We start from the raw sequence: 22,490 nt of genomic DNA on the forward strand, positions 1-22,490 counted from the left end.
TGCGGTGGATTTGACGGATCAGCTGCCTTGTTGAGGAACCAGGGCCAGAGCGCCTTAGCCAGGCGGGGCGAGGGCAGGCTTGGTCGCCGGGAACTCCGCCGCCGCTCCCGACATTGGGGCGCCGAGCAGGAGTGATCGCCATGCAGAGATTCGCGTTCGGGTTGGGCCTCACGATGGCGCTGTGCTGGGCGGCGCCGGGTTCCGCCATGCCGCGCTCCGACCTCTCCGGCGGAGGCGTCATCCAAGCAGCGGGCGTGGTCTGCGACGACTATGGCCGCTGCCGGGAGACCTATCGCAGCCCTTATGGCGGCCGCTACGACGACCCTTATCGCGGCTATGACGCGCCTCGCTACCGGCCCCCGACGAAGTGGGAGCGCAAGGGGTTCTGCCCGCCGGGTCAGCGCAAGAAGGGCGCCTGCTGAGCCGCTGGGCGTCGCTCTACGGGCCCCCGCGCCTGGCCCGCTCCTCGGCCGAGCGATGTCTGCTCGGGTCGGCTGTGGCGCCGCGGCCACTCCCTCCGGCGCAGGCCCGACGCGGGCGTCGGAGTCGAAAAAGCGCCGTGGCGTCGTACGGTACAGTGAAGTATATTCAAGACGATCCAGTGAGCATCTCAATCACGACGCCGACAGATCGTGTGATTTGCTGTACAGGCATGCGATTCGGCTAGCGTCGTCCTAAGTAGCCCGCTATTGCGGTCACTACGAATCCCGCGGGGATTGCGTAGCCTAAGCAGCCTTGCCACACTCCGATTCAGATTGGTCTTGGAGCCGATCAGCCGAACTCGGTCGCCTGCTGGCCGGGCGAGGGTTGAATCGTGAGTCGCCCGGATCGGGCGGAGTCATCACAACGGGCGCACGCGGATGGTGGGGCCGTGCTTGGAGCTTTGCGCTCACAGGCGCGGCTTGCGTGTACGCCGACGCGCATTTGGGGGCCGCATTGACTGATATCGGAGCCTATGTCGGGAACTCGCCGGAAAAAATTCCAGGTTTTGAGCAGATTTTGGGCGATTCCGTCGATTTCGTCCGCGCTCACACCGGACGCGCGGACTGGGCCGACTGGGACGGCAGCATCGCCTGGGAATCGCAGCTCTGGGCCGGGACGGGCCGTCCGATCGCGTGGTCCATTCCGCTCTTCGCCAACCAGGGCAACCTCGCGAGCGCCGCGTCGGGGGCCTATGACAGCCACTACAGGCAGGCGGCCGAGACCATTCTAGCCGGCCAGGCCCACGACGCCGCGATCTCCATCCGGATGGGGGAGGAGTTCAACAGCGACTGGATGCCGTGGTCGGCGGCCAAGGGGCAGGAACAGAATTTCATCGCCGCTTACCGGCATTTCGTCGACGCCTTCCGGTCCGTGTCGGACAAGTTTCAGTTCGAATGGAACGTCAATCTCGGCGGCAGCGTGGATCCCGCCGCGGCCTATCCGGGCGACGCCTATGTCGACGTGATCGGGATGGATTTCTACTACAACACCCAATGGGACTCGGCCGACCCGAACGTCGCCTGGGCGAAAAAGGTCAGTGAGCCCTTCGGCCTCCAATGGCACCAGGACTTCGCCGCCGCGCACGGCAAACCCACCGCCTATTCCGAGTGGGGCATGAACTCGGACGCTCCCGCCTACGTCACCAAGGCGGCGCAATGGTTCGCCGACCATCACGTGCTCTACCAGAGCTACTGGGACGTGAACGACAACGGCTACCGCAGCGAGATCGGCCAGTACGCCGGGGCCAGCACCGCCTTCAAGAAGGCCTTCGGCCAAAGCGACGGCCACAGCCAGGCGCCGGCGCCCGCCGCGTCCGCGGCGGCCGCTGCAACAGACGCCGCCTCCACCAGCGCCTCCGCCGCCGACGCGAGCCACGCGGCGTCGCCGACGACACAGGCCGACGCGTCATCCGCTCCGGCGGCGGTCCGCTTCTCGGCTTCCAGCGGAGGCGACGCGTCCGCCGTCCCGGAGGCGGCGCCGACGAGCCCGTCCTGGGACGCGGCGGCCGCCCCGCGCTGGAGCGCGCCGGAGTGGGCGCCGGACGCCCCCGCCGCGCATCAGTCCTCCGACGGCGCGTGGGCCGGCCATCAGCACCACGCGACGAAGTGGCAGGCCGGCTACGGCGACTTCCACGTCCTGTGACGCGGCGACGGAAGGACCGATCTCGCGGCCGGCGGCGAACGCGTCGCTGGCCGCGGGGCGGACTTTTCGGGTGAGAACGGAGCGCCTTGAGACGCAGGCGCTCCGAAAACGTCTTTCGGCCCAGGAAACGCTTGTCGCCCACGTCCATTGATGATTTCGGTAGTATTCCTTTGGCGGCGAGGTGAGCGCCCCTTTGACACCGGTCGTCAGCGTCATCATGGCGTGCTTCAACAGCGAACTCTACGTCGCGGCGGCGCTCGACTCCGTGCGCGCCCAGACGCTCTCCGCCATCGAGATCATCGTCGTCGACGACGCATCGTCGGACCGGACCGTCGAGATCGTCATGGATCTTGCGGCGCTGGACCCCCGCATCACGGTCCTGCGGCTTCCCGCCAATGTCGGCCCGGCCGTCGCGCGCAACAAAGGGATCCAGGCGGCCCGCGGCCGGTGGGTCGCCATTGTGGACAGCGACGACCTGATCGCGCAATGCCGACTGCAGAAGCTTGTCGCCGCCGCCGAGGCGGATGGGGTCGACATCGCCTGCGACAACCTGGTTCTGTTCCGCGACGACGCGCGCGCCCTCGGCCGTGCGCTGGTAGGGAAGGACTGGGCGGAGCCGCGCGGGATCGACCTGGTCACCTTCATCCGCTCCAATCACGCCAACACCGGGCAGTCCGCGCTCGGCTACCTCCAGCCGATCATCAGGACGGAGTTCATCCGCCGCTCAGGCCTCGCCTACAACGAAGACCTGGTGCTGAACGAGGACTACGACCTGTTGCTGCGGATGCTTGCAGCCGGCGCGCACATGCGCGTCTATCCCTGGCCGACCTATTACTACCGCAAGCGCGACACCTCGCTGTCCCGCCGCTATCGGCGCACGGACCTGCAGGCGATGATCGCCGCCAACGCCGCGTTCCTGAGGTGCCAGGCCGCCCAGTCCTCGGCGGTCGCCCGCGCCTTGGCCGAGCGCCTGGAGACCATCGTCGACGAAGTGGCCTTCATCGACTTCAAGGCCGCCCTGTCGACGCGGGACGTCCGCTCGGCTGCGGCGAAGCTGTGGGCGCGGCCCCAGCTCGTGCCGCTGCTGCTGGGCAAGGTGGTCGGCTATCTCGACCGCAGAACCCGCGATCTGCGCTCAAGATCGGGCTCCGCTCCCCGCTTCACGTTCGATCTGGCGGCTTCTGCTCAAACAGCAACTCCTCAGCCCGGTCGAAATGGGCCAGGAACGAGCGGCGAAGCCTGAACGAGCCCTTGCCGCCCTCGAAACTGTCGCAGAGCTGGGTGGCGTAGCAGGCTATCGCCCGCCGCTTCACGCGCTGCACGCCTGCGATGGGCGCCCGGAGGAACCGCATTTCGCCCTCGGCCGGAGCGTCCTCGTCGCGGAGCCAGGCCCAGACCGGAAATTCTAGGATGCGCGGTTTGCGCCGCAGCTGGCGGAGCGAGGCGGTCACGATGTCCCACGCCGCCCGATGATCGGGCGAACTGTCCCGCCGCCACGGCAGGAGCACAGTCTGGAAGGCCAGCGGTTCGAGTTCACGCCCAACGACCCGGACCGCCTCGTCGAAACCCTCCTCCGCCTCGGTGGGAAGCGCGCCGTCCGGCAGCATCGCAAAATGCGCCGCCTCCGGCGGCACGCCCAGGACGCCGAGGGCGCCCAGCGCCTCGCGCCTTCTGGCGGCCACCAGCCTCGCGCGCGCCTGCGCGTCCGTGGGGTGCGACGCCGATCCGTCCGTCACGAAGAGCACATGCACGTCATGCCCAACGCTTCGCAGCAGCGCGATGACGCCTCCGCAGCCCAGGGTCTCGTCGTCCGGATGCGGAGCGATCACCAGCGACGGACCGAATTGCGCGATCTGCGCCTCGCTCAGGAGATCGGCGGGACGGCGCAGCAAGAGCGAGGACGACACCCAGGGATGGACGAGGCGGACCAGCGGAGACGGCAGGCGGTCGACCAGGGCTCGAACGATGCGGCGCATGGGAGGAGAACCAGCGCGTCCCGTCGCGGTTCCGGGACGGATGGGCCTTGCGTGGGCGCGAATGCGGGGAGGGCGGTCGTCGCGTGACGCGAGACAGGTGCTCGGAGAGCGGAATCGCTCGTCATGGAAAGCCGCCGCGTCGCCGGCGAGGTCACGTCAAAGCGAAGATCGGGACCTCGCGGGCCATTCCCCTGAGGAAGACGGGACGTCGGACGGGCGCGACGCCGCTGCGCAGGAGGAGTTCCCGGGCCGCCTCGTCCTCCACGACGGACGCGGTCGCCAGGATGGCCTGCGGATCGGCCAGGCCCTGAACCCGCGATGCGATGTTCACGGTCTGGCCGAAATAATCCTGACGGTCGTTCAGGCTCACGGCGAGGCACGGCCCTTCGTGGATGCCGATCTTGAGGACGAAGTCGTCGCAACGGCGTTGCGAGTTCAGATCCCGCATGGCCGACCGCATCTTTAAGGCGGCGGAGAGGCCTTTGTCCGGCGACGGGAACGTCGCCATCACGGCGTCGCCGATCGTCTTCACGACGGCGCCCTGCTCGGCGGCGACGATGTCCTGCAGCACGCGAAAATGCGCCCTCACCAGATCGAAAGCGGCGAGGTCGCCGACGCGCTCATAGAGCGCTGTCGAGCCGCGCAGATCGGTGAACAGGAAGGTGAGGCTGGCGAGCTTGAGGCGCTGGTCGACCGTCAGGCTCTCGGTCCGGTGGAGATCCCGGAATGTCTGGGTGGTCAGCAGCCGCTTGGCGGTCAGGAAGGGCCGACGCCGCTCGAGGATGGCGTGCAAGTTGTCGCCGGCGACGCACAGATTGGGCAGCACGCGCCTGTCGCTGTGGTTCTGCAGCGCCAGCCGAAGCGGGCCTGGCCGCAGCCTCACGGCCTCGTTCAGCTCATGTCCGTTGCTGACCACCATTGAGAGGACCTGCGTCTGCGGCGTCGGCTCGCCCTGCACGTCGAGGAACTGGACCGAATGGGTCACCGCGTCGAACAGAATGGCGAATTGCGCCGGCAGCTCCAGCGACAGCGCCGTCTTCTCGCCCGGCTGCAATTCGACCATCGCCAGGATGGCGGCCGCGAAGCGCTCCTCGAAGTCGTCGCGCAGGTCGACGCCCGTGCTGAAGAAGACCTGGCGGTAGTATTCGAAGGGCGGCAGCCGGTCGGGGTCGTGCGCGGCGATCGCGCGCAGGCGCGGGCTGACCGTGAAGCTGACCTCGACCCTTTCGTCCAGGCTGGGTTCGTATCCCGCGGCGCAGAGCGCGCAATGATACTGCTCCTGGTGGATCGACTTCAGGTTCGCACCGCTGTCCAGCACGCCGCCGCAGCCCGGGCAGAGCACGTTCCAGGACATGTCGAACAGGCCGAGCTTGGCGGCGTGCAGGAAGCCCGCGATGGTGGGCTCCTCCGCAAGGGCGTGCGAAGCCGCAAACGCCAGCGCGTTGATCCGGCAGAGCGCACGATCCGGCCCCTGCGCGACCAGCCGTTCGATGGCCGCGGCGACGGCGGGCTCGGCCGCCTGGCGCAACGCCGAAAAGAGCGCGGCTGCCTGCATCCGCAAGGCCTTTCTCTCGCCTGGGATCGCTTCCGGCGAGCGTGGATCATACGCCTGCGCCCCCGGCCGAACCAGCGCCGCGTGAACCGCGGCGCCGTCTTCAGCGTTCGCGTGGCGTGACGTCCGACTGTGCGAGGCCGTGATGAACAAGGACATTGTGGCTGCGCTTGCGCGCGAACTGCGCGCCGAAGCGGCGAGGCTCGACGAGGCGGCCCTGGGCAGCCTGCGCGATCCGGCCAATGTCGGCCTCGGCACCGCCGCGCGCACCGTCGAGGCGATCGCCGCGGCTCTCGAGCGCGTCGGCGCCGCGCTCCCCGCCTCAGGCCCGCCGGCGACGGACGGTGCAGGCTCGCCCGAGTTGGGTTGACCATCCACCCGCGCGGGCCTCCTGGCCCGGTCGGCCCCGCGCCTGCAGGTGCTCATGCGCACCGCGCGTCGGCGAGCGAACTCTATGGTGGGATCGACCTGAAGGTCAGGAGCGCCGCGCGGATCGTCGGGCCAGCCGACGCGATGCATCCCGCGACGCCGGACAGGTGAGGTTCGCCATGGCCATCGACTGGAGCGCCGTCAAGAGCACATCCATCCGGGAGGCTTTCCGTCGCGCGCTCAGCGACGACAAGCACCTGTCCCACGTCGAGGTCGTCGAGGTGATGCGCAGCGTGATGGCCGACGGCGATCTCGACGAACAGGAGATCGCCGATCTCAAGAAGGTCGCCGAGACGTCCGAGACCATTCCCGAACGCTCCAAGCAGATGATCGAAAATCTCGCTTACGACGCCTATCTGACCTGGGGCTACGGCACGATCAACGTGTCGACCAGCCGGCAGAGATACGCCGCGGAGCTGATCTTCTCGTTCATGAAGAGGATGGGCGCGCCTGTCTTCCCGCGGCTGGACCGCGACCGCGTCGGCATCGACCTCTTGCTGAGGGTCTCCAACCCCAACATCATCAACCAGCGTCAAGCCGGCTTATGCGGCCCTGTCAGCTTCCTGTACAGCCTGGCCCTGGACTCGCCCGCCATGTACGCCAAATACGCCATCGACTTGTACGAGAAGGGAAAAGCCTCGATCGGCCGCATGGAGATCGAGCCGAGCTACGACTGTCGCCATTACTTCCCACCCGCGCCGATCAGCCCCGGCGACTGGCTCACGGCCGGCAGCCTCAGGGATTCGGAGAACATACTGTTCGACTATGAATCGGTCGACAATGACGGCTCCGCGACCAACGCCGATCTCGCCCGGTGGTTTTCAAGGGCGGGCTACACGGACATTCATGCGGACGACAACATTACGTTCAGCCGTGACGCCTCGGACATCGCCCTCGTGAACGGCTACTACAACGCCGGCTACCGGGTCGCCCTGCGGATCAATTCGAAGCTGCTCTATCCGTCCAAGCGCAATGACAGCTCCCATCGGGGCAACCACTTCGTGGTCCTCCGCGCGCCCATCGCCGTCTCGGGCGACGCCGTCACGCTGACGGTCTACACCTGGGGCATGGGCCAGACGCGCGTGCCCGAGCCTGGCGCGCAACTGTCGAAGAGCGGCTTCCTCGAACATTGGTACGGCTACGTCGTCGGCAAGCCATTCTAGGCCAGGGCGGCGCTTGCCGGGGCGCCGCCCTGGGTGTCGATGCGATCAGGCCGCCTTGGTCTTGGCGACCCGATGAAGCGTTCCGCAGGCCAGGATCACTTCGCCGCTGGAGACCTTGGGCGCTCCGATCTTGGTCTGGGCGGCGTTCTCGCTGACCCATTTGCGGGCGATCTCGACGCTCTTGTCGACTCCGGCCTTGTCGCGGCACAGCGTCACCGTCATGCCGCCGTCCTCGGTGCGGAACAGGGTGTAGGTTTCAAACCCGTCCACCGAGACCATCATCTTCTCGATTTCGTCGATCCGGCTTTCCAGCAGGCTCATGAACTCCTTCGCACCGACGCCTGAATAGGTCCGCGCTACGGCATACATTGTCGCCTCCCTGGCTGTGTTGGGGGAGCACACAGGCTGCGCCGCTATAGCCGTCTGTCAACACGCCAGGTTGCCTAAGCTCGACGGGGGCGCAGGTTGGGCTGGAGGGGGCAGGTCGACCAGGCGTAAGGTTCCTTCACCATGCCCCGCGTCGCCGGGCAACCATCGATGAGCCGGGCGGTTCTCCCACCAGCACAATTCGTGCGAGGGAGAGCCCAATGAAGAAGCATCTATGGATCGCGGTCCTTGCGGCCAGCGCCTTGTCGTCCACACCCAGCTTTGCGCAGAACGGCGGCGTTGCGGCGGGAGCGGCCACCGGAGCGGTCGGCGGCGCCATTGTCGGCGGCCCTGTGGGAGCCGCGGTCGGCGGCGTGGGCGGCGCGATCGTCGGGGGACTTCTGGACACGGCCGATCGGCCCCGCGTTCAGCAATATGTCGTCGAACAGCGCCGTCCGTCCGTGGCCTATGACCAGGAGCTCGTCGTCGGGAGCACGCTGCCTCAGTCGGTCCAGACCTACGAAGTGCCGGAAACGGTGGTGACCACGACGAAGCAGCGCACCGGGTGGCATTACGCCGTCGTCAATAACCGGACGGTGATGGTCGACAACAAGACCCGTCGTGTGATCGAGATCGTCAACTAGCGTCGATGGCGGCGGCCGAAAGCCGCCGCTTTCGCTCCGCTCGAAGGATCGCTGCTGGCGTCGACGGCAGTGGCGGCTTAGGCCAGTTTATCACGCACTTTCACCGCCAGATCCGCGAAGCTGAAGGGCTTGCTCAACAGCGTCACGCCGGGATCAAGTCGGCCGCCATGCACGATGGAGTCGCGGGCGTAGCCGGAGGTGAACAAGACCTTCAGGCTCGGCCGGAGGGACAGTGCGATGCGGGCCACCTCGGCTCCATCCATGCCGCCCGGCAAGACGACGTCGGTGAACAGAAGATCGATGTCCGGCGTCGCTCGAAGGAGTTGCAGCGCTTCCTCGCCGTCGCTGGCTTGCAGCACGCGATAACCAAGTTCCGCGAGGCTCTCCATCGTGAAGCCGCGCACGTCGGCGTCGTCTTCCAAGACGAGGACCGTCTGACCGGCGACGGCCCGCGGGGCGAGCTGCGCGACGGGCGGTTGCGACTCCGGCGCTCTGGTTCCTGATCGGGGCAAATGGAGTGTGATGGTTGCGCCCGCCCCGGGTTGTGAGGCGATCGCAATGTCGCCGCCCGATTGCCGCACGAACCCATAGATCATGCTCAAACCCAGGCCGGTGCCCTTGCCCGGCTCTTTCGTGGTGAAGAAGGGTTCGAACACCCGGGCCGCCGTTTCTGGCGTCATGCCGAGGCCGGTGTCGGACACCGTGAGCCGCACATAGTCGCCCGGCGCCATCTCCGAATGCGCCGCGATCTCGGCCGCTCGCAGCCTCGCATTATCGGTTGCGATGGTGAGGACGCCGCCGCCCGGCATGGCGTCGCGGGCGTTGACGGCGAGGTTGAGGAGGGCGTTCTCCAACTGATTCGCGTCCACCTCCGTCCACCAAGCATCGGCCGCGAGGCGGGTTTGAATGGCGATCGTCTCTCCCAGCGTCCGGTGCAGCAGGTCCGACATGTCGAGAATGAGGCGGTTGGTGTCCACCGGGCGCGGGTCGAGCGGCTGGCGACGCGAAAAAGCCAGCAAGCGCTGCGTCAGCACGGCGGCGCGCCGGGCCCCGTGCATGGCGTTATCGGCGGCGCGCCTGAGCCGGCCCGGGTCGAGCGAGACATGGCGCTGAACCAACTCCAGATTGCCCAGCACCACCTGCAGCAAATTGTTGAAGTCATGGGCCAGCCCGCCCGTCAGCTGACCCACGACCTCCATCTTCTGAGCTTGACGGAGCGCTTCGTCGCGCTCGCGCAACTCGCGGGTGCGCTCGGCCACCTGCTGCTCCAGCGTGCTGTTGAGCGCCTGCAATGCCGCTTCAGCCTCCCGCCGGTGCTCGACCTCGCGGGTGGCGGCCCGCAACAGACGCGCATTGTCGAAGGCGATCGCCGCCTGGGCGGCGAGGCCAACCACCAGACGTTCCGCCCGTGCGGTGAAGACGCCGCGGTCCGGATGGCCGAAGAACAGGCCGCCAATGACGTCGCCGCTCCGCGACGACACCGGGACCGCCAAATAGCTGCGCAACGGCAAATGCCCGGGCGGCATGCCCCGATAAGGAGCGCTTAGTCCGTAGCGGGGATCCGCCGTGATGTCGTCGGAGCGAACGACGGCCTCGCCTTTGAACGTGGGGGCGAACACCGTGGTGGCGCGCGGCATCGCGAATCCCGCGAAATCGGCGCGCGACGCGCCGGACAGGGCGTAGAGCATGTAGCTCTCCCGCTCCGCGCTGGCGGCGTTGTAGAAGAACGCGCCGAAGGCGGCGCCGGTGAGCTCGCGGCCGCCATCCGTGACCTTCTGGACCAACTGCTCCAGATCAAGTTCCGCCGCGATCGCCGCGCCCGTGTGGTTCAACACCTCGAGCGCCTTGCTCTCCTCCACGAGCCTGCGCTGGATTTCGCGCGCCTCCGATACGTCGACATTCACGCCGATCATGCCTAGGAACCGGCCCTCGTTGTCAGAACGCGGCTGGGCGTGCGTGGTCAGGACGCGGTAGGTCCCATCGCGCCGGCGATGGCGAGCCTCAACGGTGAAGGGCTCCTGGCGCGCCAAGGCCCCCAACACGATGTCGTCGACCGCGGCGCGATCGTCGGGATGCAGCGCGGCGCCGTAATCTTTCGCCGCCGCCGGCTCCTCATGGCCAAAGAACTGGCGCAGCAGCGCGTTCACATAGACGCATGCCCCCGTGACGTCGCTCATCCAGATCATCACCGGCGCGCTCTCGGCAACAAGCCGGAAGCGCTCCTCTGACTCGCGCAACGCCATCTCCGCCTGCTTGCGCTCCGTGACGTCGCGATGCGCTCCGACGAGGCGGACGGCGCGGCCCAAGGCGTCGCGCTCGATCTCCGCGCTGGCGTGAATCCACCGGACTTCGCCGTCGCTGGGCCGCACGATTCTGTATTCGGCCTCGTAATCGCGATCGGCGCCGGTGACGGCGGCGATGAAGCGCCGCTCGACGAACTCGCGCTCATCCGGGTGGATGCGGCGGACCCAGTCCTCGTGGCTTTCTTCGGCCGCTTCGGGTCCGATGCCGTGAATGGCGAGATATTCCGGAGAACGTCGGTTCCTGTAGCCCGCGCGCAAGTCGACCGCGAGGCCTCCCACACCGGCGATCCGATGGATACGGCCCATCTCCGCCGTCCGGCGCGCATAGTCCGCCGCCAACAGGTCGCGTTCGATCTGATCTTGAGCTTGGCGGGCGAGAGTCCCGAGGGCCTCGCCCGTCGCCGCGTCAGGGCGGTGCGAGGCCGTCCGGTCTGGCGCGTCCAAGAGGGCGAGAAGCCCTGCCGGACCATCGCCGCGTCGCGGGAAGCCGGCCCAGGCCCGGACCTGACGCCCGGCGATCATCAGGGGCGAGGCGCTGGCGTCGGCAGGCGCCGGGTCCTGCGTCGCCACCGTGACCACGAAAGCGCCGGACGGCCCGTCGTGGCTCCGGCCGACCAGCGCCAGCCTGTCTGCGTCCACCCAAATCGCGATCACCGCCGAGGGCGCCTGAAGCAGCGCGGCGGCGAGGTCGCACAGGTCGTCAAAGGCTCGCACGCGTTCCGGCGGGCGCGACGCCATGATCGCCAGCGCCGCTTCGCCTGTGGGGGGCGGCGAAGGCGGTGATCCCGCCGGAACAAAAGTCATCGCAAGGGCCTGTGGGACGCACGCACGCCGAAGAACTAGACGATATTCGCCGCCGCAGGCCAACACATTTGCGCTGAGCAGCGTGGCGCCGTGATTGAGCCCGTTCGCGCGCCCACAAGGACCAAACCGGCTTCCGGTTCCGTCAACCGTTCATGCTCGAACCGCCTCGACCATGGCGTTCGACACATCAGCGTGGTGGTGGACGACTTTCCACGCGCCGCCTTCCTGGCGATAGACGTTCGTCACCCGCCAGTCGATCGCGACGCGATGACCGCCGAATGTCGCGGAGCCACGCTCTTGTCCCAGTTCGATCGCCACCTCGCCCATGACGTGGACGACCTGATCCTCGATCGTCGCGGTTCCGCCGCCCGCCAACTTGGCGACCTGTTCCCACGATTCCTTCACCGCCAGCCAGCCGATGCTGCGTCCCCCGACGGGATGCATCGTCGACACGTCGCTCCCGTGAGACCAGACGTCGGACAGCGCTGGCGCATCGCCTTGCATCATTCGGCTGAGCGCTGCGTAGAAGCGGTGGGAAGCAGCCCTGACGGCATCATCTGACATCTTCCATCTCCCCTGGTTCTTCTTCGAAATGCGACGGACCACGCCTTGGCGGGCGAACCTCGCGGGTCTGCCCCGCACGAGCCCAGACAGCGGCGCGTCGCTGTCTGGGCTTAGCGGCGTCGGTCGCCCGATGGAGGGCCACGATCAGGCCGTCCCTCAGGTCCGATGCGGATGCACTCACGGCAGACGGCTCGTCGGCGCACGCCATTGTCGATCGTACGCCGAACGAAAAATGCGGCCAGAACAGACGTCCGTCGTGCGCCGCTGGCGAAACTGCGATGGTTGACGGGCGTCTCCGCCGAGCGGTCCGCCGCCTGTCGCGGGGAACGCCAACGCCGGACACTCTACTCTTGAACCGCAAGCGCCACAATTCGCAAATCTGGCAAGCCCATTGCGCCGCGGCCGCTGCGCGTGGCCGCCGGCCCGGGAGCGGGTAAGCTCCTGGCCCGGAAGCCTGCATGGTGGACTGGCGCAATGACCCCACTCGACCCCGCTGCACTGTGCCAAAGGCCTCTCGCCGGCATGCCCAGCCCCCAGCTTAGGGCCGACCAGCGTAAGCCCAAGCGCGAGTCGTGCGCCGACGGTGACGGCGAACTCGGCACCGAATGAGGCCCCGACGATGAGCGGTCCATCCTCGGATAAAGAGGCAGAGTGCGTCCTCCTTTTCCGTCATCGACGCTGCAACAGCCGCTTCCGAGCCTGAACGGCTTTGGCCTCCATCTTGGCGGCCAAGGTCACGTCTAACATCGGCTCAGCCTCCATTTCAAAGGTCGAGTAATCGGTGGCGAGTTTGTGCAGGTCGGCGACGTCGTCCGTCTCCAAGATGATGTGGCGTAGCCGCTGAAGCTCCCGAGCCGCACGACGAACTGGTGGACGGTGGTTTGAGGTCCCGCATCAACGTTCGGTGCGTGCGATCTGGTCTGGAAGACAGGACCAGACGGCCGCTTCGTGCTGACGCCCTGGCCGATCCAGGACCTCTTGCCGGGACCCCAGACGATCGTGAAGGGCCTGGGTTCCAGCCCGGTCGTTGCCGCCTGGAGTCCCCGCACGCCCCAGCGAAGGCGCGGACAGCGGTCAGTTGATGGGCTGAGCCTCTGGATGATCGTCTCTAAATCCCTGTGATCCAGCGCCATCGGGCTGAACAGGCGCAGGTCCAACTCCTTCAGGGGTGACTGCTGCGGACAGCCGATCAGGCCAGGATCGGCCCTCCGGCCGCCCATCGGGAAGCCTCCGCATCAGCCGCCCATCTATCATGGCTCGCCGGCGCCGCGGCGCTCAGTGCAGGTCGCCGGCCGGCGACGCGCGGGCCAGGCGCCCCGCTTCGACACGCTCACGCCCCTTTGACGTCGCATCCAGTGCCGCGCCGACCTCGGTGAGGCCGCGTCGGTGCGCCTCCGCGAGAGCCTCCACGATGTCAAGCATCAGCGCCTCATCGCTCATCCTGTCGAACTCTGTGTCCATCTCTGGCATTGGGCCCTGCATCGCCTCACTCTGGAACACCGCGCTGTTCCAGGCTTTGAGGTTGCAAGAAGCCGGCCGCGAGCCCTCCGCCTTGCTGCCGGGCGAATGCCGAAAAATTGAGTAAAACGTCCAATGTTAAGCACATTAGCCAATAACTGCGATCGAAAAGGCGCTTCAGCTTCTGAAGTTCACTCGACCCGTGTAAGGTTTCGCTAAACAAGATCCAATGCTCAGGCGGAGAGATGCAGTCCAACGACAAAGGCGATGCCAAGCCGACGCTTCAGATTTTTGACCCAGAGCCGGCGAGGGCGAAAGAGCCGCTGAGTGTGCTGCGCGCCTTGCGCGACGAGCTGCGCGAGAAGCTGCTGCGCGATGTGGCGGATTTTCGCATCTATGTCGCGCTGGAGCAGGCCATCCAGTCCGTCGAAGAGTTGCCGGGCGGCGCCCGCAAGGAACACCGGTCGCCAGGCCTGCGCCTGGCCGTCCGAACCTTGCTGGACCAGCATGGTCCGTTGAGCACGCGCGAGATCATCCGCAGGCTGAGGCAGGCCGGCGTGCCGACCTCCATGAATTCCGTGTCGTCCAGCCTGTCGCAGTCCTCCGCCTTCGTGAATATCCGCTATCAGGGGCGGCCGCATTGGTGGTTCGCCAACCGGCCGGCTCCGCCCAAGCCGTCGCGAGCTCCTAAAAAGCCCCCGCAGAACGAGCCGCCGTCCTGAGCGAGGACCAGCGGGCCTCCTCGCGCCCGGCCCGAACCCCTCCAGCCGGCGGAACAGGCTGAGATGACGGCTTAGCTCGGTCGGGGCGCGGCTCCCCGCAAAAACCGGCAGCCGCCGGCGCCCGACGATTTGGCCGCCCCGATTTCACATTCGATGATGGACAACATTATTCGGCTGCCCGGGCATGCGCCGGAACCGTTAATCGCGTCGATGCAAGGAGTCGTGCATCGGTCGAAGTATCTTGGGGGTGTTTGGCTCGCATGACCCGTCGGGGAGGGGACGCTGGCGGCCTGCGCGTGAGGATCGGCGTCTCAGCCGTCGGCACCGGCGTCGTCGCCAGGCCGAGCTGAATGTCGTCGCCGCTCGTCTGTGGTCGCCGCCAGTCCGACTCAGCGTGTGGCATTGTCGCCGGACAGGTGCTTGGCCACGGATCCCCCCGCCGGTCCGCCAGGGCCGACCGGGGCGTCCGCCGCGACTTGCCGCCGGCGACGCCAGCGGATCCATCGTGAGCAGCTCGATCAAGGGGCTTGACGAAGCGCCCGGGGCGAGCTGTCGGCCAAGCCCCCCGCCCGTCACATGGACATAGGATGGATTGCAAAACGGACCCATCGCCTGGGGCGCGTTGCTCGATCAGACGTGTCGTCAGCGCCGTCACTCCCGGGACGGATGGCCCGCCGCGCCGCCAAATGGCGTCTTTGCAGCCAGCGATTGTTAAGACCCAAGCGACACAGTAGCGCGTCACCGAGAGCCGTCCTGTGCAAACCGATACTCATCTGTTTCTGCCCTTCGTCCAGAACGCCGTCATCCTGATCTTCAGCGTTCTCGCCTTCGGGCAGATCGGGGCGGCGCTGTCGCCTGACCACAAGTTGCGTCGGGTCGGATTCGGTCTGGTGTTCGGCGCGGCCGCCTCCCTGAGCATGCTGGAGCCCGTTCACGTCGCCGACGGCCTGATCTTCGACGCGCGCAACGCGGTGATCATCCTCGCCGGCGCCGTCGCCGGGTGGCGCGGGGCGCTGATCGCTGGCGCGATCGCGGCCCTGACCCGGGTCGGAATCGGCGGAGGCGGAGTCGCGCCGGGCCTCGTCAGCATCGCGCTCGCCGTCATCCTGTCGTCCGCGCACGAAGCCTGGCGCGTCCGCTCCCTCAACCGGACTGACCTGGCGGCGCTCGGAGCGGCCGCCGCCCTCGCCACGGCCGGAGGGATCACCGTCATCCCCACCCATGCCGCCGGTTGGACGCCCGCTTTGGTGAAGGTCCTCGGGGTCGCCAGCCTCGCCAACTGCGTGGTCGTTCTAGTCGTGGGCGAGTTGTTGCTGTGGGATCGGGACCGCCTGCGCGCTCTTCGCGCCGCGCTGGAAAGCGATCGGCGCCTGCAGGCCGTGATCGGCCGGCTGAACGGCGCCGTCTTTCGCTTCACCCAGAGCGCGTCGGGCTCCGTCCGTTTCAGCCATGTGTCTCCTGCGATGGCGACGCTGCTGGAGGTGGACCTGGGCCGCATGACCGGCGACCTGGACAGGATGATGCGCCTGGTCCACCCCGACGACCTGGCGGCGTTTCGGCGCGTTTTGCGCGACTCGGCCGCGACGCTGGCGCCGGCCACCCTTCAGGCCCGTTGTGCGGGCAGCGATGGCGAAGTTCATTGGCTGCGCTGGGAGGCGGTTCCGCATCGCGGCGGCGGCGGCGAGATCGTCTGGGACGGCATGGTCGTCGACGTCACCGATCGGGTCGGCGCCACGCTGGCGGTGGAGGCCGCCCGGCGCCAATCCATGCTGGAGACGGTCGGCGAGCTCGAATGCGGCATCGGCGCCGCGCTGCGCAACCTGACAGCATCCTCCGCCGCCATGCAGGGCGAGACGGATACGCTGGTCGCCACCTCCCATGAGGCCGCCGTGGCCACCACCATGGTGCGCTCCGCCGCCGCGACCGCGTCCAGGGACGCGGTCGGCTTGGCGGGCGGCGCGGCCTCCATGCTGCGCGTCGTGCAGGCGATGGCCGCGGACGCCAGACACGCCGCCGCGATCGCCGCGCAGAACCTCGCGCATGTCGGCTCTGCGCAGGACGAAGTCGCCGCGTTGACCGACGCCTCGTCCCGGATCGGCCGCATCGTCGGCGTCATCCAGGCCGTCGCCGCGCAGATCAATCTGCTGGCCCTGAACGCGACCATCGAGGCGGCCCGCGCGGGAGAGGCGGGCAGGGGCTTCGCGGTCGTGGCCGCCGAGGTCAAGCATCTCGCCAGCCAGACCGCCATGGCGACCAGCGACATCGAAACGCTGATCGGCGCGATCCAGCGCGGGGTCGCCGATTCAGGCCAGACGATCGGCAGCGTCGGCGCGCTGTCGGCCGAGATGCGCGCCATCGCCGCCGCTCTGGCCGATACGTCGGAGCAGCAGGCGGCTTTCGCGCTGGAGTGGAAGACGGGCGTGGAGCGGTCCGCAACCCACGCCGCCGCCGTGGCGGACCTCATCTCCCGCTCCGATCAGTGCGTCGGACAGGCCACCGACACCGCCGCGAGGGTCGCGGCCGCGGCGCAGGATCACGGCGCTCAATTGGGCGAAGTGCTGGCTCAGCTCGATCGCTTCACAGCCGCTATGCGCTGCCCCGAGCCGGCGAAGATGCGCTGACCGGGGCGCGCTCGCGCCGAGCCGCCCGCGGCGGCTCGGGTCGCTTGGGTCTATTTAAGTTCGCCGCGGATCTCGCCGCCGGGGAACTTCGATGTCTGGATCTCGACATAGACGCCGCGCTTGAGGGCGTCGGCCTGGGGGATCGAGAGCTGCAGGGAGCCTTTGATCGGGCTTGCCGTCGCGGGCCCCGCGGGAAACAGGATCGGACCCTCCTTGCCCTGTTCGGCCGGACCATGGAAGTTCACGCTGGTCACGGGCCCGCTCAATCCCGAGTAGGTGAGGGTCCATTTGAACTCTTTGCTGACGGTGTCGTAGACGGCGTCGAGCTGGCCCTTGCCGGCGCTGTTGGTCGGGGGGACGACATCCTTGCTCGACAGCGACGCCGTCCATGGCACGCTCTCGGCCGCGGCGGGTCCGGCGAACAGGCCAAAGGCGAAGAGGCCAAGTAGCGCAAGCGGGTGGTGTCGGTCGGCAACCATGGTCACGTCCTCGGGCGCCCCCCGGGCTGTCAACTTGCCGCTTATTCGTTCGTTCCGGTCGTGCGCGCTTCGGGGACGGACGCAGGAGGGCAGGGGCGGCCGGCGCGGGCAGGTCAGTCCTGCCGATGCTGGGGAGCATGCGAGCGGCTCATCAGGCTGAGCGCTCCGGCCAACAGGAAGATGCACAGCGGCAGGACGAGGTTCTCCCAGGACGCATGGCTTTCGCTTTCCGCGATGTCGGTGACGAAGTCCACGGCGAGGTAGACGATGATCACCTCGATCAGCGCCCGCTTGAGCTCGCCGATCTCCTCGATCCGCATCCACCGGGGCAGGCGCGCCCGCACGCCCCCCGGCAGGTCGAACACGAAACCGATCGCGATTCCGTAGGCGAAGATCACGAGCACGACGCCGAACAGGAAGGCGTCGGTGGCGCCCATGACGGCGCTGATGGGCGGCTGAGCGTTGTCATGGCCCAGCGCGATGGCGTGGAAGCCGCTGGCGAGCTTCACGATCGCCTCCCAGAACATCAGGAGCGCCCCGAAGGCCGCGCCGAGGCTGGCCAGGAGCATCACATAGCGCAGGGAGAGAACGGCTCGGAGCATGGCGGGTCCTTGAGACCGGGTGACTGTTCACCCTGGGGCAAACCCGCTTCAGAGTCCCTAACGGCCGAGCCTTGAAGCTTCGCAGGCCGGATGAGCGCTGACGATTACGCCTTAAGAACGGGTTTAGGACTGCCGGGCTTCCGCAATCCGATGCAGCAGGTCTTGCGGGAACGGGAGCGCCTGGCGCTGGGCGCCGCTGGCCTGGCTCGCCCTGAAGTGCCGGAGCACGGCCGCGGGCAGGTCAGAGAACAGCGGCATGTCGTCCCAAACCACGCCCTGGACCCCCTTCATGCAGGAGCGGAGTCGCAAGCGCCAACTCGTGAGTGGTGATGTCCTCCTGGGGAGCCCAGACCACAAGCAGAGCCGTCGCGTGCATGCATCCTCTCCCAACACGGCGCGTTCATCGGCAATGTACTCGTGGCGAACCGCGCAACAAAGTCCCAAGCGATAAACGACGGGCTTCCGCACCAAAAATTAACCGACCTGAGTGAAAGCTGACTGGCTCTTGCTGGTTGAGGAAGAGCCATGATGGTTGAATTTCGAGACGTCTCGGAGCGGAGCGGGGCGAACTCTCCTACTCACTCGACACGAGGTACAAAGGCGGCGCCGCCTCGTTCGGACACCGGCACGATCGTGCTGCACTGGCTGACCGTCGCGGCTGTCCTGGCGAGCCTGCTCACGGGTCTGCGGATCGCCTCGGACGCCCGGTCCGCGGTGGTGTCGAAGTTCCTGGCGCCGGCGCTCCCGCAGGGCGAGGTGTGGACGGCGCACTTCACCGCCGGCGTGATCCTCATCCTCGCGGCCTCGGCCTACGCGGTCTACATGGCGCGCGCCCGGCTGGCGGCCCGCATCGCTCCGGGCCGCGTGCGCGTGCTCGCCATGCCGAGCTCTTCCCGCCTGAAGTGGCAGGGCGTCAACGTGGTCCTGCACTGGGCCGTCTACGCCGCCTTGCTCGCGCTCGGCGCCACGGGCGCGGCGCTCTATGTCGGCGTCGGCGGCGGGGTGGTCCAGGTCCACTCCGTCCTGGCCCTGGCGATGCTGGCTTATTTCGTGGTGCACGTCTTCACCCACTACATGTATGGCGGGCTGGCGCAGCTGCTGCGCCTGTTCAGGCCCGCGCCGCTGCCGTCCCACCTCAAGGCGGGCCGGACGCCCTTGCTCGCCGGGACGGCGGCGGGCGTGCTCGTCGCCGCCGGCGCAGTGGCGCTGGACTGGGGGACGCGCGATATGCTGCGCGTTCCGCTGGTGGCCGAAGCCCCCCGGCTCGACGGGGCGCTCGACGACCCGGCTTGGCGCGCCGTCCGGCCGGTGTCGGTCCGGACCATGCAGGGCGCCAATCTCGGCGGGACCGGCGAGTCGGTCGTCGACATCCGCGCCGTTCGGACGGCGGACCGGATCTACTTCGCGTTCCGCTGGGAAGACCCGACGCGCTCGCTGCGTCGCCTGCCGGTCGAAAAGCGCCAAGACGGCTGGCATCTGGTGGGAGCCGATGCAGGGTCGGCCGATGTTGCGGACTTCTACGAGGACAAGTTCGCCGTGATCTTCGCGCCGCGCGACGACATGGGAGCGGGGGGCGTCACCCATCTGGGTCCGCACCCCGTCCCGGGGAAGCCGCCCTCCCTGAACGATCGCGGCCTCCACTACACGACGGACGGCAGCCTCATCGACATGTGGCAGTGGAAGTCGTCCCGCGGCGGCCTTCTCGGTTTAATGGACGACATGTATATCGGACCGCCCAAGGATCCGACTCCCGACGAGGCGGCGCGCCGCGCCCGCTACCAGGGCGGCTACTGGCCCGATCCGGGCAAGGGCATCTACAGCTACAACTTCCCCTTCGAGGGACCGGGCGGCTACAAGGGCCCGATCACGCCCAAGCGACTGCCCAAGGACCTGAAGGCGTTCCAGGCGGCGATGGGCCCGGTCGACATCAAGAATCCGGACTCCAGTGACCCCGAGGCCGCGGTCCGCTGGATGTGGGAGGACGAGAGCGAGCCCTATTCGGCCGAGGCCGACGCGAAGATCCCGGTCGGCGCGATCCTGCCGGGCGTGATCCTGTCCGGCGGGAACGAGGGCGACAGGGGCGACCTGACGGCCGGCGCGAAGTGGGCGGATGGACACTGGACGCTGGAGGTGTCCCGCAAGCTCGCCTCCGACTCCCCGTATGACCAGTCGTTCGAGCCGGGCAGGCCCTTGTATATGTGGGTCACGGTCTTCGATCACACGCAGACGCGGCACACGCGGCACATTCGGCCCGTCAAGCTGATCGTCGAGTCTAAGACTCGTTGAACCAGGGTCGGAGGCGGCGCTCAGGAGGCTTCGGCCAGCCTTTCGGCGAAGCCGCCGTCCGACACGTCAAGATTCGGCGCCGGCCCCGCCGCGACCTGGGGCCGCCGCTGCCTGTCGCTCTGCCTGTCACGGCGCGCTGAACTGCCTCTCCAGCTTGCCATCAACGACCTCGGAACAAAGCGGAGGAACGACAATCATCCTGGCCTGGCGACGCCGGCGGCCGATCCATGTTCAGTTCAAAGAGCTCGCCATCGAACACGCTGAACACCGGCCTTTATCTTGCGGCGGCTTTCCTGGCGGGCGTCGGGGTGGGGGGCGCTGAAGGCCGCGGCCCAAAGAGCGGCGTTCCCGAATTCCCGCTTCACCTATGACGGCAAGAATGAAGCGGAGCCTGAGCCTTATCACGACCTGCTCGTGAACCATGGCGGCTGGCCTCGTCACGACGGCGTCGGCGCGCGGCCAAACATCGCGACCGGAGCAGCCGTCCCATTTTCATCTGAATGCGTGCCGCCCTCAGGCTAGACCTGACGGTATATTGACGTTCTACAGTCGCCGCCTGACATGGCGACGAGTCGCCGCCTTTCCATCTTTCAGTGTCCTTGAAGCCCGACCAGAGAGGTTGGTCATGGAGAAGGAGCAGGCGAACGCGATGGCCGGCGTTCTCTACGTGCTTTCGACCCAGTTCGCGGATCTGGGCGCGCTCGTCATGACCCTGGCCGAAGACGCTCGCGCCTCCCGGCCTCAACCCTCGCGCGATAAGATGACGAAGGCCGACGCCGCGGGGCTGGCGTGGCCGAAGAGGATCTGGAAGCGAAGGCCGACGCGATCAGGCGCGCGATGCGGTCCTATGGCCACCCGTCCTGGGTCGGGCTGCGGCGCGCCCTCGACGCGGAACTGGGACGGTCGCGCCGAATGGTCCATCCCAACGACGCAGGCGTTCTGCGCCGCGTCAGGTCGCTGACCGCACTGGATGCGAAATCTATTTGAGCGTTCTGGGCCCCTCCATCGGCGCCCAATCGGCTCCGGTCGCAGCGCGCGGACTAAGCCGGCGCGCCGTCATCTCTGCGCTCCGTCCCGTGCACGGTGGCTGACAGGGACCGCGACGCCGGCGCGCCGCGCGCGGCGCCGTCCTGCCGCCGGCGGCCCTCCCTTCATTGCGTCAGCCTTGCGCCGTTTTGCACCTGTGCGAGCGGCTGGGAGGTGCGCATGGTCTGAAGGTCGGCGCGCGCGGTCGTGCTGCCGGCGAACTTCACCTGGTCGGCGATGATCGGCATGAAGGTGCTGGTCTGGCCAAAGCCGCTGCCTCCATTGATGGTCAGGGTCTGGGTCGGCAGATAGATCGCGCCGGTCAGGGTCATGTTGCCCCCGCCGTTCAGGGTGTCGCCGGCTCCGACGTTCGACGCCTTGTCCTGCATGATCAGCATCCCCGAATAGGTCCCGCTGCTCGGCGCGGTGAGGCTGATCGCGCCTCCGGCGCTGATGGAGAAGCTTGCTCCCGATCCCGTCAGCAGGAAAGTCACGCCCGTTCCGGAGACATTGGCCTGGCTGGCGATCGACAGTGGCCCGTCCTTGACGATGTAGACGCCCGGATCCAGCGTCGCCGTGCCCTTGATGGTGAGCCCGCCGCAGAACGTCCCGGGCGTCAGGCTCTTGGTCTGGCTCGGCTGAACCTGGAGATTATTGTAGCTGCATCCGCTGCTGGAGGGGCGCTGCAGGTTGGCGAACGGGTCCGTCACGCTCGAGCAGCCCGTCAGCGGCATGGGCGTCGTGTTCGCCGGGCCGGAGAACCCGCCCACGCTGCAGAAGCCCAGGGCCTGGACCACGGCGGAGCCCTGCACCGAGATGGCGCTGGGGCTGCTGGAGTTGCTGTAGAGCGCGCAGCCCTCGGCGACCAGCGACGCCGACCCGGCGATGAGGATGGCGTCGTTGGCCGTGGGGTTCAACGCCAGGATGCAGGCGACCGGCCCGGACCGGACCGTCTCGGCCGACGCCTTGGCCTTGGTTGGGATGGATTTCATGCCCGCCACGTTCAGAAGAGTGGTGGGCGTCTGCGCCGAGGCCGTCACGGTGGTCGTCAGCCCGTCCCATGTCACCGCCACGTCGGCGGCGCTGGTGCGCCCGTCGGCGAACAGCGACCGCGCCGCTGCCAGACGCTGGTCCGACGTGACCAGGGGACCCATCAGCGCCACCTTCAGGGCGGCCGAGTCGGTCTGGGTCTGCAAAAGGGTCTGGGTCGTATAGGCGCGCGTCAAGTCGACTGCGCCGCCAGCCGCCACAGTTATGGGAAGAAGCGCGACCGAAAACACGACCGCGCTGGACGCAGAAGTATCATGGATGAATGAAGACAGGAGTTTCACGGCGCTTCCTCCGGTTTGCCCGGAGAGAATGCGTCAAACG

General features: G+C 67.7%; 21 protein-coding genes. 10 read left to right on the forward strand and 11 right to left on the reverse strand.

Annotated elements, in window-relative coordinates:
* Window positions 1–140 precede the first annotated feature (140 nt).
* The 3 genes from ABEG18_RS06785 to ABEG18_RS06795 all read left to right on the forward strand — a co-directional run bounded on the left by ABEG18_RS06785 (window position 141) and on the right by ABEG18_RS06795 (window position 3,367).
* The gene (locus ABEG18_RS06785; RefSeq protein ID WP_406857324.1) at window positions 141–422 is read left to right on the forward strand and encodes a hypothetical protein; all 282 of its coding nucleotides are present in this window, start codon (window positions 141–143) and stop codon (window positions 420–422) included.
* A 577-nt stretch (window positions 423–999) separates the two neighbouring features.
* On the forward strand, window positions 1,000–2,124 hold the full coding sequence (locus tag ABEG18_RS06790; protein WP_406857325.1) for a glycosyl hydrolase: 1,125 nt from the start codon (window positions 1,000–1,002) through the stop codon (window positions 2,122–2,124).
* Window positions 2,125–2,305: 181 nt separating this feature from the next.
* On the forward strand, window positions 2,306–3,367 hold the full coding sequence (locus tag ABEG18_RS06795) for a glycosyltransferase family 2 protein (RefSeq protein ID WP_406857326.1): 1,062 nt from the start codon (window positions 2,306–2,308) through the stop codon (window positions 3,365–3,367).
* Here ABEG18_RS06795 and ABEG18_RS06800 read toward each other — a convergent pair.
* Together ABEG18_RS06800 and ABEG18_RS06805 are read right to left on the reverse strand one after the other, a co-directional pair.
* Window positions 3,285–4,100, reverse strand: a complete 816-nt coding sequence (locus ABEG18_RS06800) for a PIG-L deacetylase family protein (RefSeq protein WP_406857327.1) — start codon at window positions 4,098–4,100, stop codon at window positions 3,285–3,287. The two genes, ABEG18_RS06795 and ABEG18_RS06800, sit on opposite strands and share 83 nt — an antisense overlap.
* A gap of 151 nt (window positions 4,101–4,251) precedes the next feature.
* Window positions 4,252–5,655 carry a DUF5939 domain-containing protein gene (locus ABEG18_RS06805; RefSeq protein WP_406858546.1) on the reverse strand — a complete coding sequence of 468 codons (1,404 nt, stop codon included), beginning with the start codon at window positions 5,653–5,655 and terminating at the stop codon, window positions 4,252–4,254.
* Window positions 5,656–5,797: 142 nt separating this feature from the next.
* Between ABEG18_RS06805 and ABEG18_RS06810 the strand changes: the two genes are divergently transcribed.
* Window positions 5,798–6,022 (forward strand): hypothetical protein, encoded by a 225-nt coding sequence (locus ABEG18_RS06810; protein WP_406857328.1) that lies wholly within the window; start codon window positions 5,798–5,800, stop codon window positions 6,020–6,022.
* Window positions 6,023–6,200: 178 nt separating this feature from the next.
* A complete protein-coding gene (locus ABEG18_RS06815; RefSeq protein ID WP_406857329.1) occupies window positions 6,201–7,244 on the forward strand; it encodes a hypothetical protein in 1,044 nt (347 codons plus the stop codon).
* 45 nt (window positions 7,245–7,289) lie between these two features.
* On the opposite strand, the gene ABEG18_RS06820 is transcribed toward ABEG18_RS06815, so the two are convergent.
* Entirely contained in the window at window positions 7,290–7,613 is a 324-nt protein-coding gene (locus tag ABEG18_RS06820) for a hypothetical protein (protein WP_406857330.1), read from the reverse strand.
* Window positions 7,614–7,831: 218 nt separating this feature from the next.
* Between ABEG18_RS06820 and ABEG18_RS06825 the strand changes: the two genes are divergently transcribed.
* Entirely contained in the window at window positions 7,832–8,254 is a 423-nt protein-coding gene (locus ABEG18_RS06825) for a DUF1236 domain-containing protein (RefSeq protein ID WP_406857331.1), read from the forward strand.
* Between the two features lie 77 nt (window positions 8,255–8,331).
* On the opposite strand, the gene ABEG18_RS06830 is transcribed toward ABEG18_RS06825, so the two are convergent.
* The 4 genes from ABEG18_RS06830 to ABEG18_RS06845 form a co-directional block, all read right to left on the reverse strand.
* Complete coding sequence (locus ABEG18_RS06830) at window positions 8,332–11,295, reverse strand: PAS domain-containing protein (protein ID WP_406857332.1); 2,964 nt, start codon at window positions 11,293–11,295, stop codon at window positions 8,332–8,334.
* Window positions 11,296–11,511: 216 nt separating this feature from the next.
* A complete protein-coding gene (locus ABEG18_RS06835; protein WP_406857333.1) occupies window positions 11,512–11,925 on the reverse strand; it encodes a YybH family protein in 414 nt (137 codons plus the stop codon).
* A 669-nt stretch (window positions 11,926–12,594) separates the two neighbouring features.
* A complete protein-coding gene (locus ABEG18_RS06840; RefSeq protein ID WP_406857334.1) occupies window positions 12,595–12,747 on the reverse strand; it encodes a DUF3303 family protein in 153 nt (50 codons plus the stop codon).
* A gap of 453 nt (window positions 12,748–13,200) precedes the next feature.
* Window positions 13,201–13,425 (reverse strand): hypothetical protein, encoded by a 225-nt coding sequence (locus tag ABEG18_RS06845; protein WP_406857335.1) that lies wholly within the window; start codon window positions 13,423–13,425, stop codon window positions 13,201–13,203.
* A 203-nt stretch (window positions 13,426–13,628) separates the two neighbouring features.
* Here ABEG18_RS06845 and ABEG18_RS06850 point away from each other — a divergent pair, with 203 nt between their 5' ends.
* A complete protein-coding gene (locus tag ABEG18_RS06850) occupies window positions 13,629–14,105 on the forward strand; it encodes a hypothetical protein (RefSeq protein WP_406857336.1) in 477 nt (158 codons plus the stop codon).
* Between the two features lie 755 nt (window positions 14,106–14,860).
* Entirely contained in the window at window positions 14,861–16,726 is a 1,866-nt protein-coding gene (locus tag ABEG18_RS06855; protein ID WP_406857337.1) for a methyl-accepting chemotaxis protein, read from the forward strand.
* 50 nt (window positions 16,727–16,776) lie between these two features.
* Here ABEG18_RS06855 and ABEG18_RS06860 read toward each other — a convergent pair whose 3' ends face one another.
* The 3 genes from ABEG18_RS06860 to ABEG18_RS06870 all read right to left on the reverse strand — a co-directional run bounded on the left by ABEG18_RS06860 (window position 16,777) and on the right by ABEG18_RS06870 (window position 18,116).
* Complete coding sequence (locus ABEG18_RS06860) at window positions 16,777–17,205, reverse strand: CHRD domain-containing protein (RefSeq protein ID WP_406858547.1); 429 nt, start codon at window positions 17,203–17,205, stop codon at window positions 16,777–16,779.
* 113 nt (window positions 17,206–17,318) lie between these two features.
* Window positions 17,319–17,807, reverse strand: a complete 489-nt coding sequence (locus ABEG18_RS06865; protein ID WP_406857338.1) for a YqhA family protein — start codon at window positions 17,805–17,807, stop codon at window positions 17,319–17,321.
* Window positions 17,808–17,930: 123 nt separating this feature from the next.
* Window positions 17,931–18,116, reverse strand: a complete 186-nt coding sequence (locus tag ABEG18_RS06870) for a hypothetical protein (RefSeq protein WP_406857339.1) — start codon at window positions 18,114–18,116, stop codon at window positions 17,931–17,933.
* A 324-nt stretch (window positions 18,117–18,440) separates the two neighbouring features.
* Here ABEG18_RS06870 and ABEG18_RS06875 point away from each other — a divergent pair, with 324 nt between their 5' ends.
* Entirely contained in the window at window positions 18,441–20,093 is a 1,653-nt protein-coding gene (locus tag ABEG18_RS06875) for an ethylbenzene dehydrogenase-related protein (protein WP_406857340.1), read from the forward strand.
* Window positions 20,094–20,882: 789 nt separating this feature from the next.
* Window positions 20,883–21,080: a hypothetical protein gene (locus ABEG18_RS06880; RefSeq protein WP_406857341.1), complete on the forward strand. Its 198-nt coding sequence runs from the start codon at window positions 20,883–20,885 to the stop codon at window positions 21,078–21,080.
* Window positions 21,081–21,244: 164 nt separating this feature from the next.
* Here ABEG18_RS06880 and ABEG18_RS06885 read toward each other — a convergent pair whose 3' ends face one another.
* Window positions 21,245–22,450, reverse strand: coding sequence for a pilus assembly protein TadG-related protein (locus ABEG18_RS06885; RefSeq protein WP_406857342.1), 1,206 nt, complete (start codon window positions 22,448–22,450; stop codon window positions 21,245–21,247).
* Window positions 22,451–22,490: the final 40 nt, after the last annotated feature.

The sequence above is a fragment of the Alsobacter sp. KACC 23698 genome (assembly GCF_045348435.1).
GTDB lineage: Bacteria > Pseudomonadota > Alphaproteobacteria > Rhizobiales > Beijerinckiaceae > Alsobacter.

Bases quoted from the DNA above. Each gene is read 5' to 3' on its own strand.
- ABEG18_RS06860 (WP_406858547.1), bottom strand. From the start codon at position 17,205: ATGGTTGCCGACCGACACCACCCGCTTGCGCTACTTGGCCTCTTCGCC.
- ABEG18_RS06805 (WP_406858546.1), bottom strand. From the start codon at position 5,655: ATGCAGGCAGCCGCGCTCTTTTCGGCGTTGCGCCAGGCGGCCGAGCCC.
- ABEG18_RS06825 (WP_406857331.1), top strand. From the start codon at position 7,832: ATGAAGAAGCATCTATGGATCGCGGTCCTTGCGGCCAGCGCCTTGTCG.
- ABEG18_RS06785 (WP_406857324.1), top strand. From the start codon at position 141: ATGCAGAGATTCGCGTTCGGGTTGGGCCTCACGATGGCGCTGTGCTGG.
- ABEG18_RS06850 (WP_406857336.1), top strand. From the start codon at position 13,629: ATGCAGTCCAACGACAAAGGCGATGCCAAGCCGACGCTTCAGATTTTT.
- ABEG18_RS06820 (WP_406857330.1), bottom strand. From the start codon at position 7,613: ATGTATGCCGTAGCGCGGACCTATTCAGGCGTCGGTGCGAAGGAGTTC.
- ABEG18_RS06830 (WP_406857332.1), bottom strand. From the start codon at position 11,295: ATGGCGTCGCGCCCGCCGGAACGCGTGCGAGCCTTTGACGACCTGTGC.
- ABEG18_RS06815 (WP_406857329.1), top strand. From the start codon at position 6,201: ATGGCCATCGACTGGAGCGCCGTCAAGAGCACATCCATCCGGGAGGCT.
- ABEG18_RS06800 (WP_406857327.1), bottom strand. From the start codon at position 4,100: ATGCGCCGCATCGTTCGAGCCCTGGTCGACCGCCTGCCGTCTCCGCTG.
- ABEG18_RS06835 (WP_406857333.1), bottom strand. From the start codon at position 11,925: ATGTCAGATGATGCCGTCAGGGCTGCTTCCCACCGCTTCTACGCAGCG.
- ABEG18_RS06810 (WP_406857328.1), top strand. From the start codon at position 5,798: ATGAACAAGGACATTGTGGCTGCGCTTGCGCGCGAACTGCGCGCCGAA.
- ABEG18_RS06865 (WP_406857338.1), bottom strand. From the start codon at position 17,807: ATGCTCCGAGCCGTTCTCTCCCTGCGCTATGTGATGCTCCTGGCCAGC.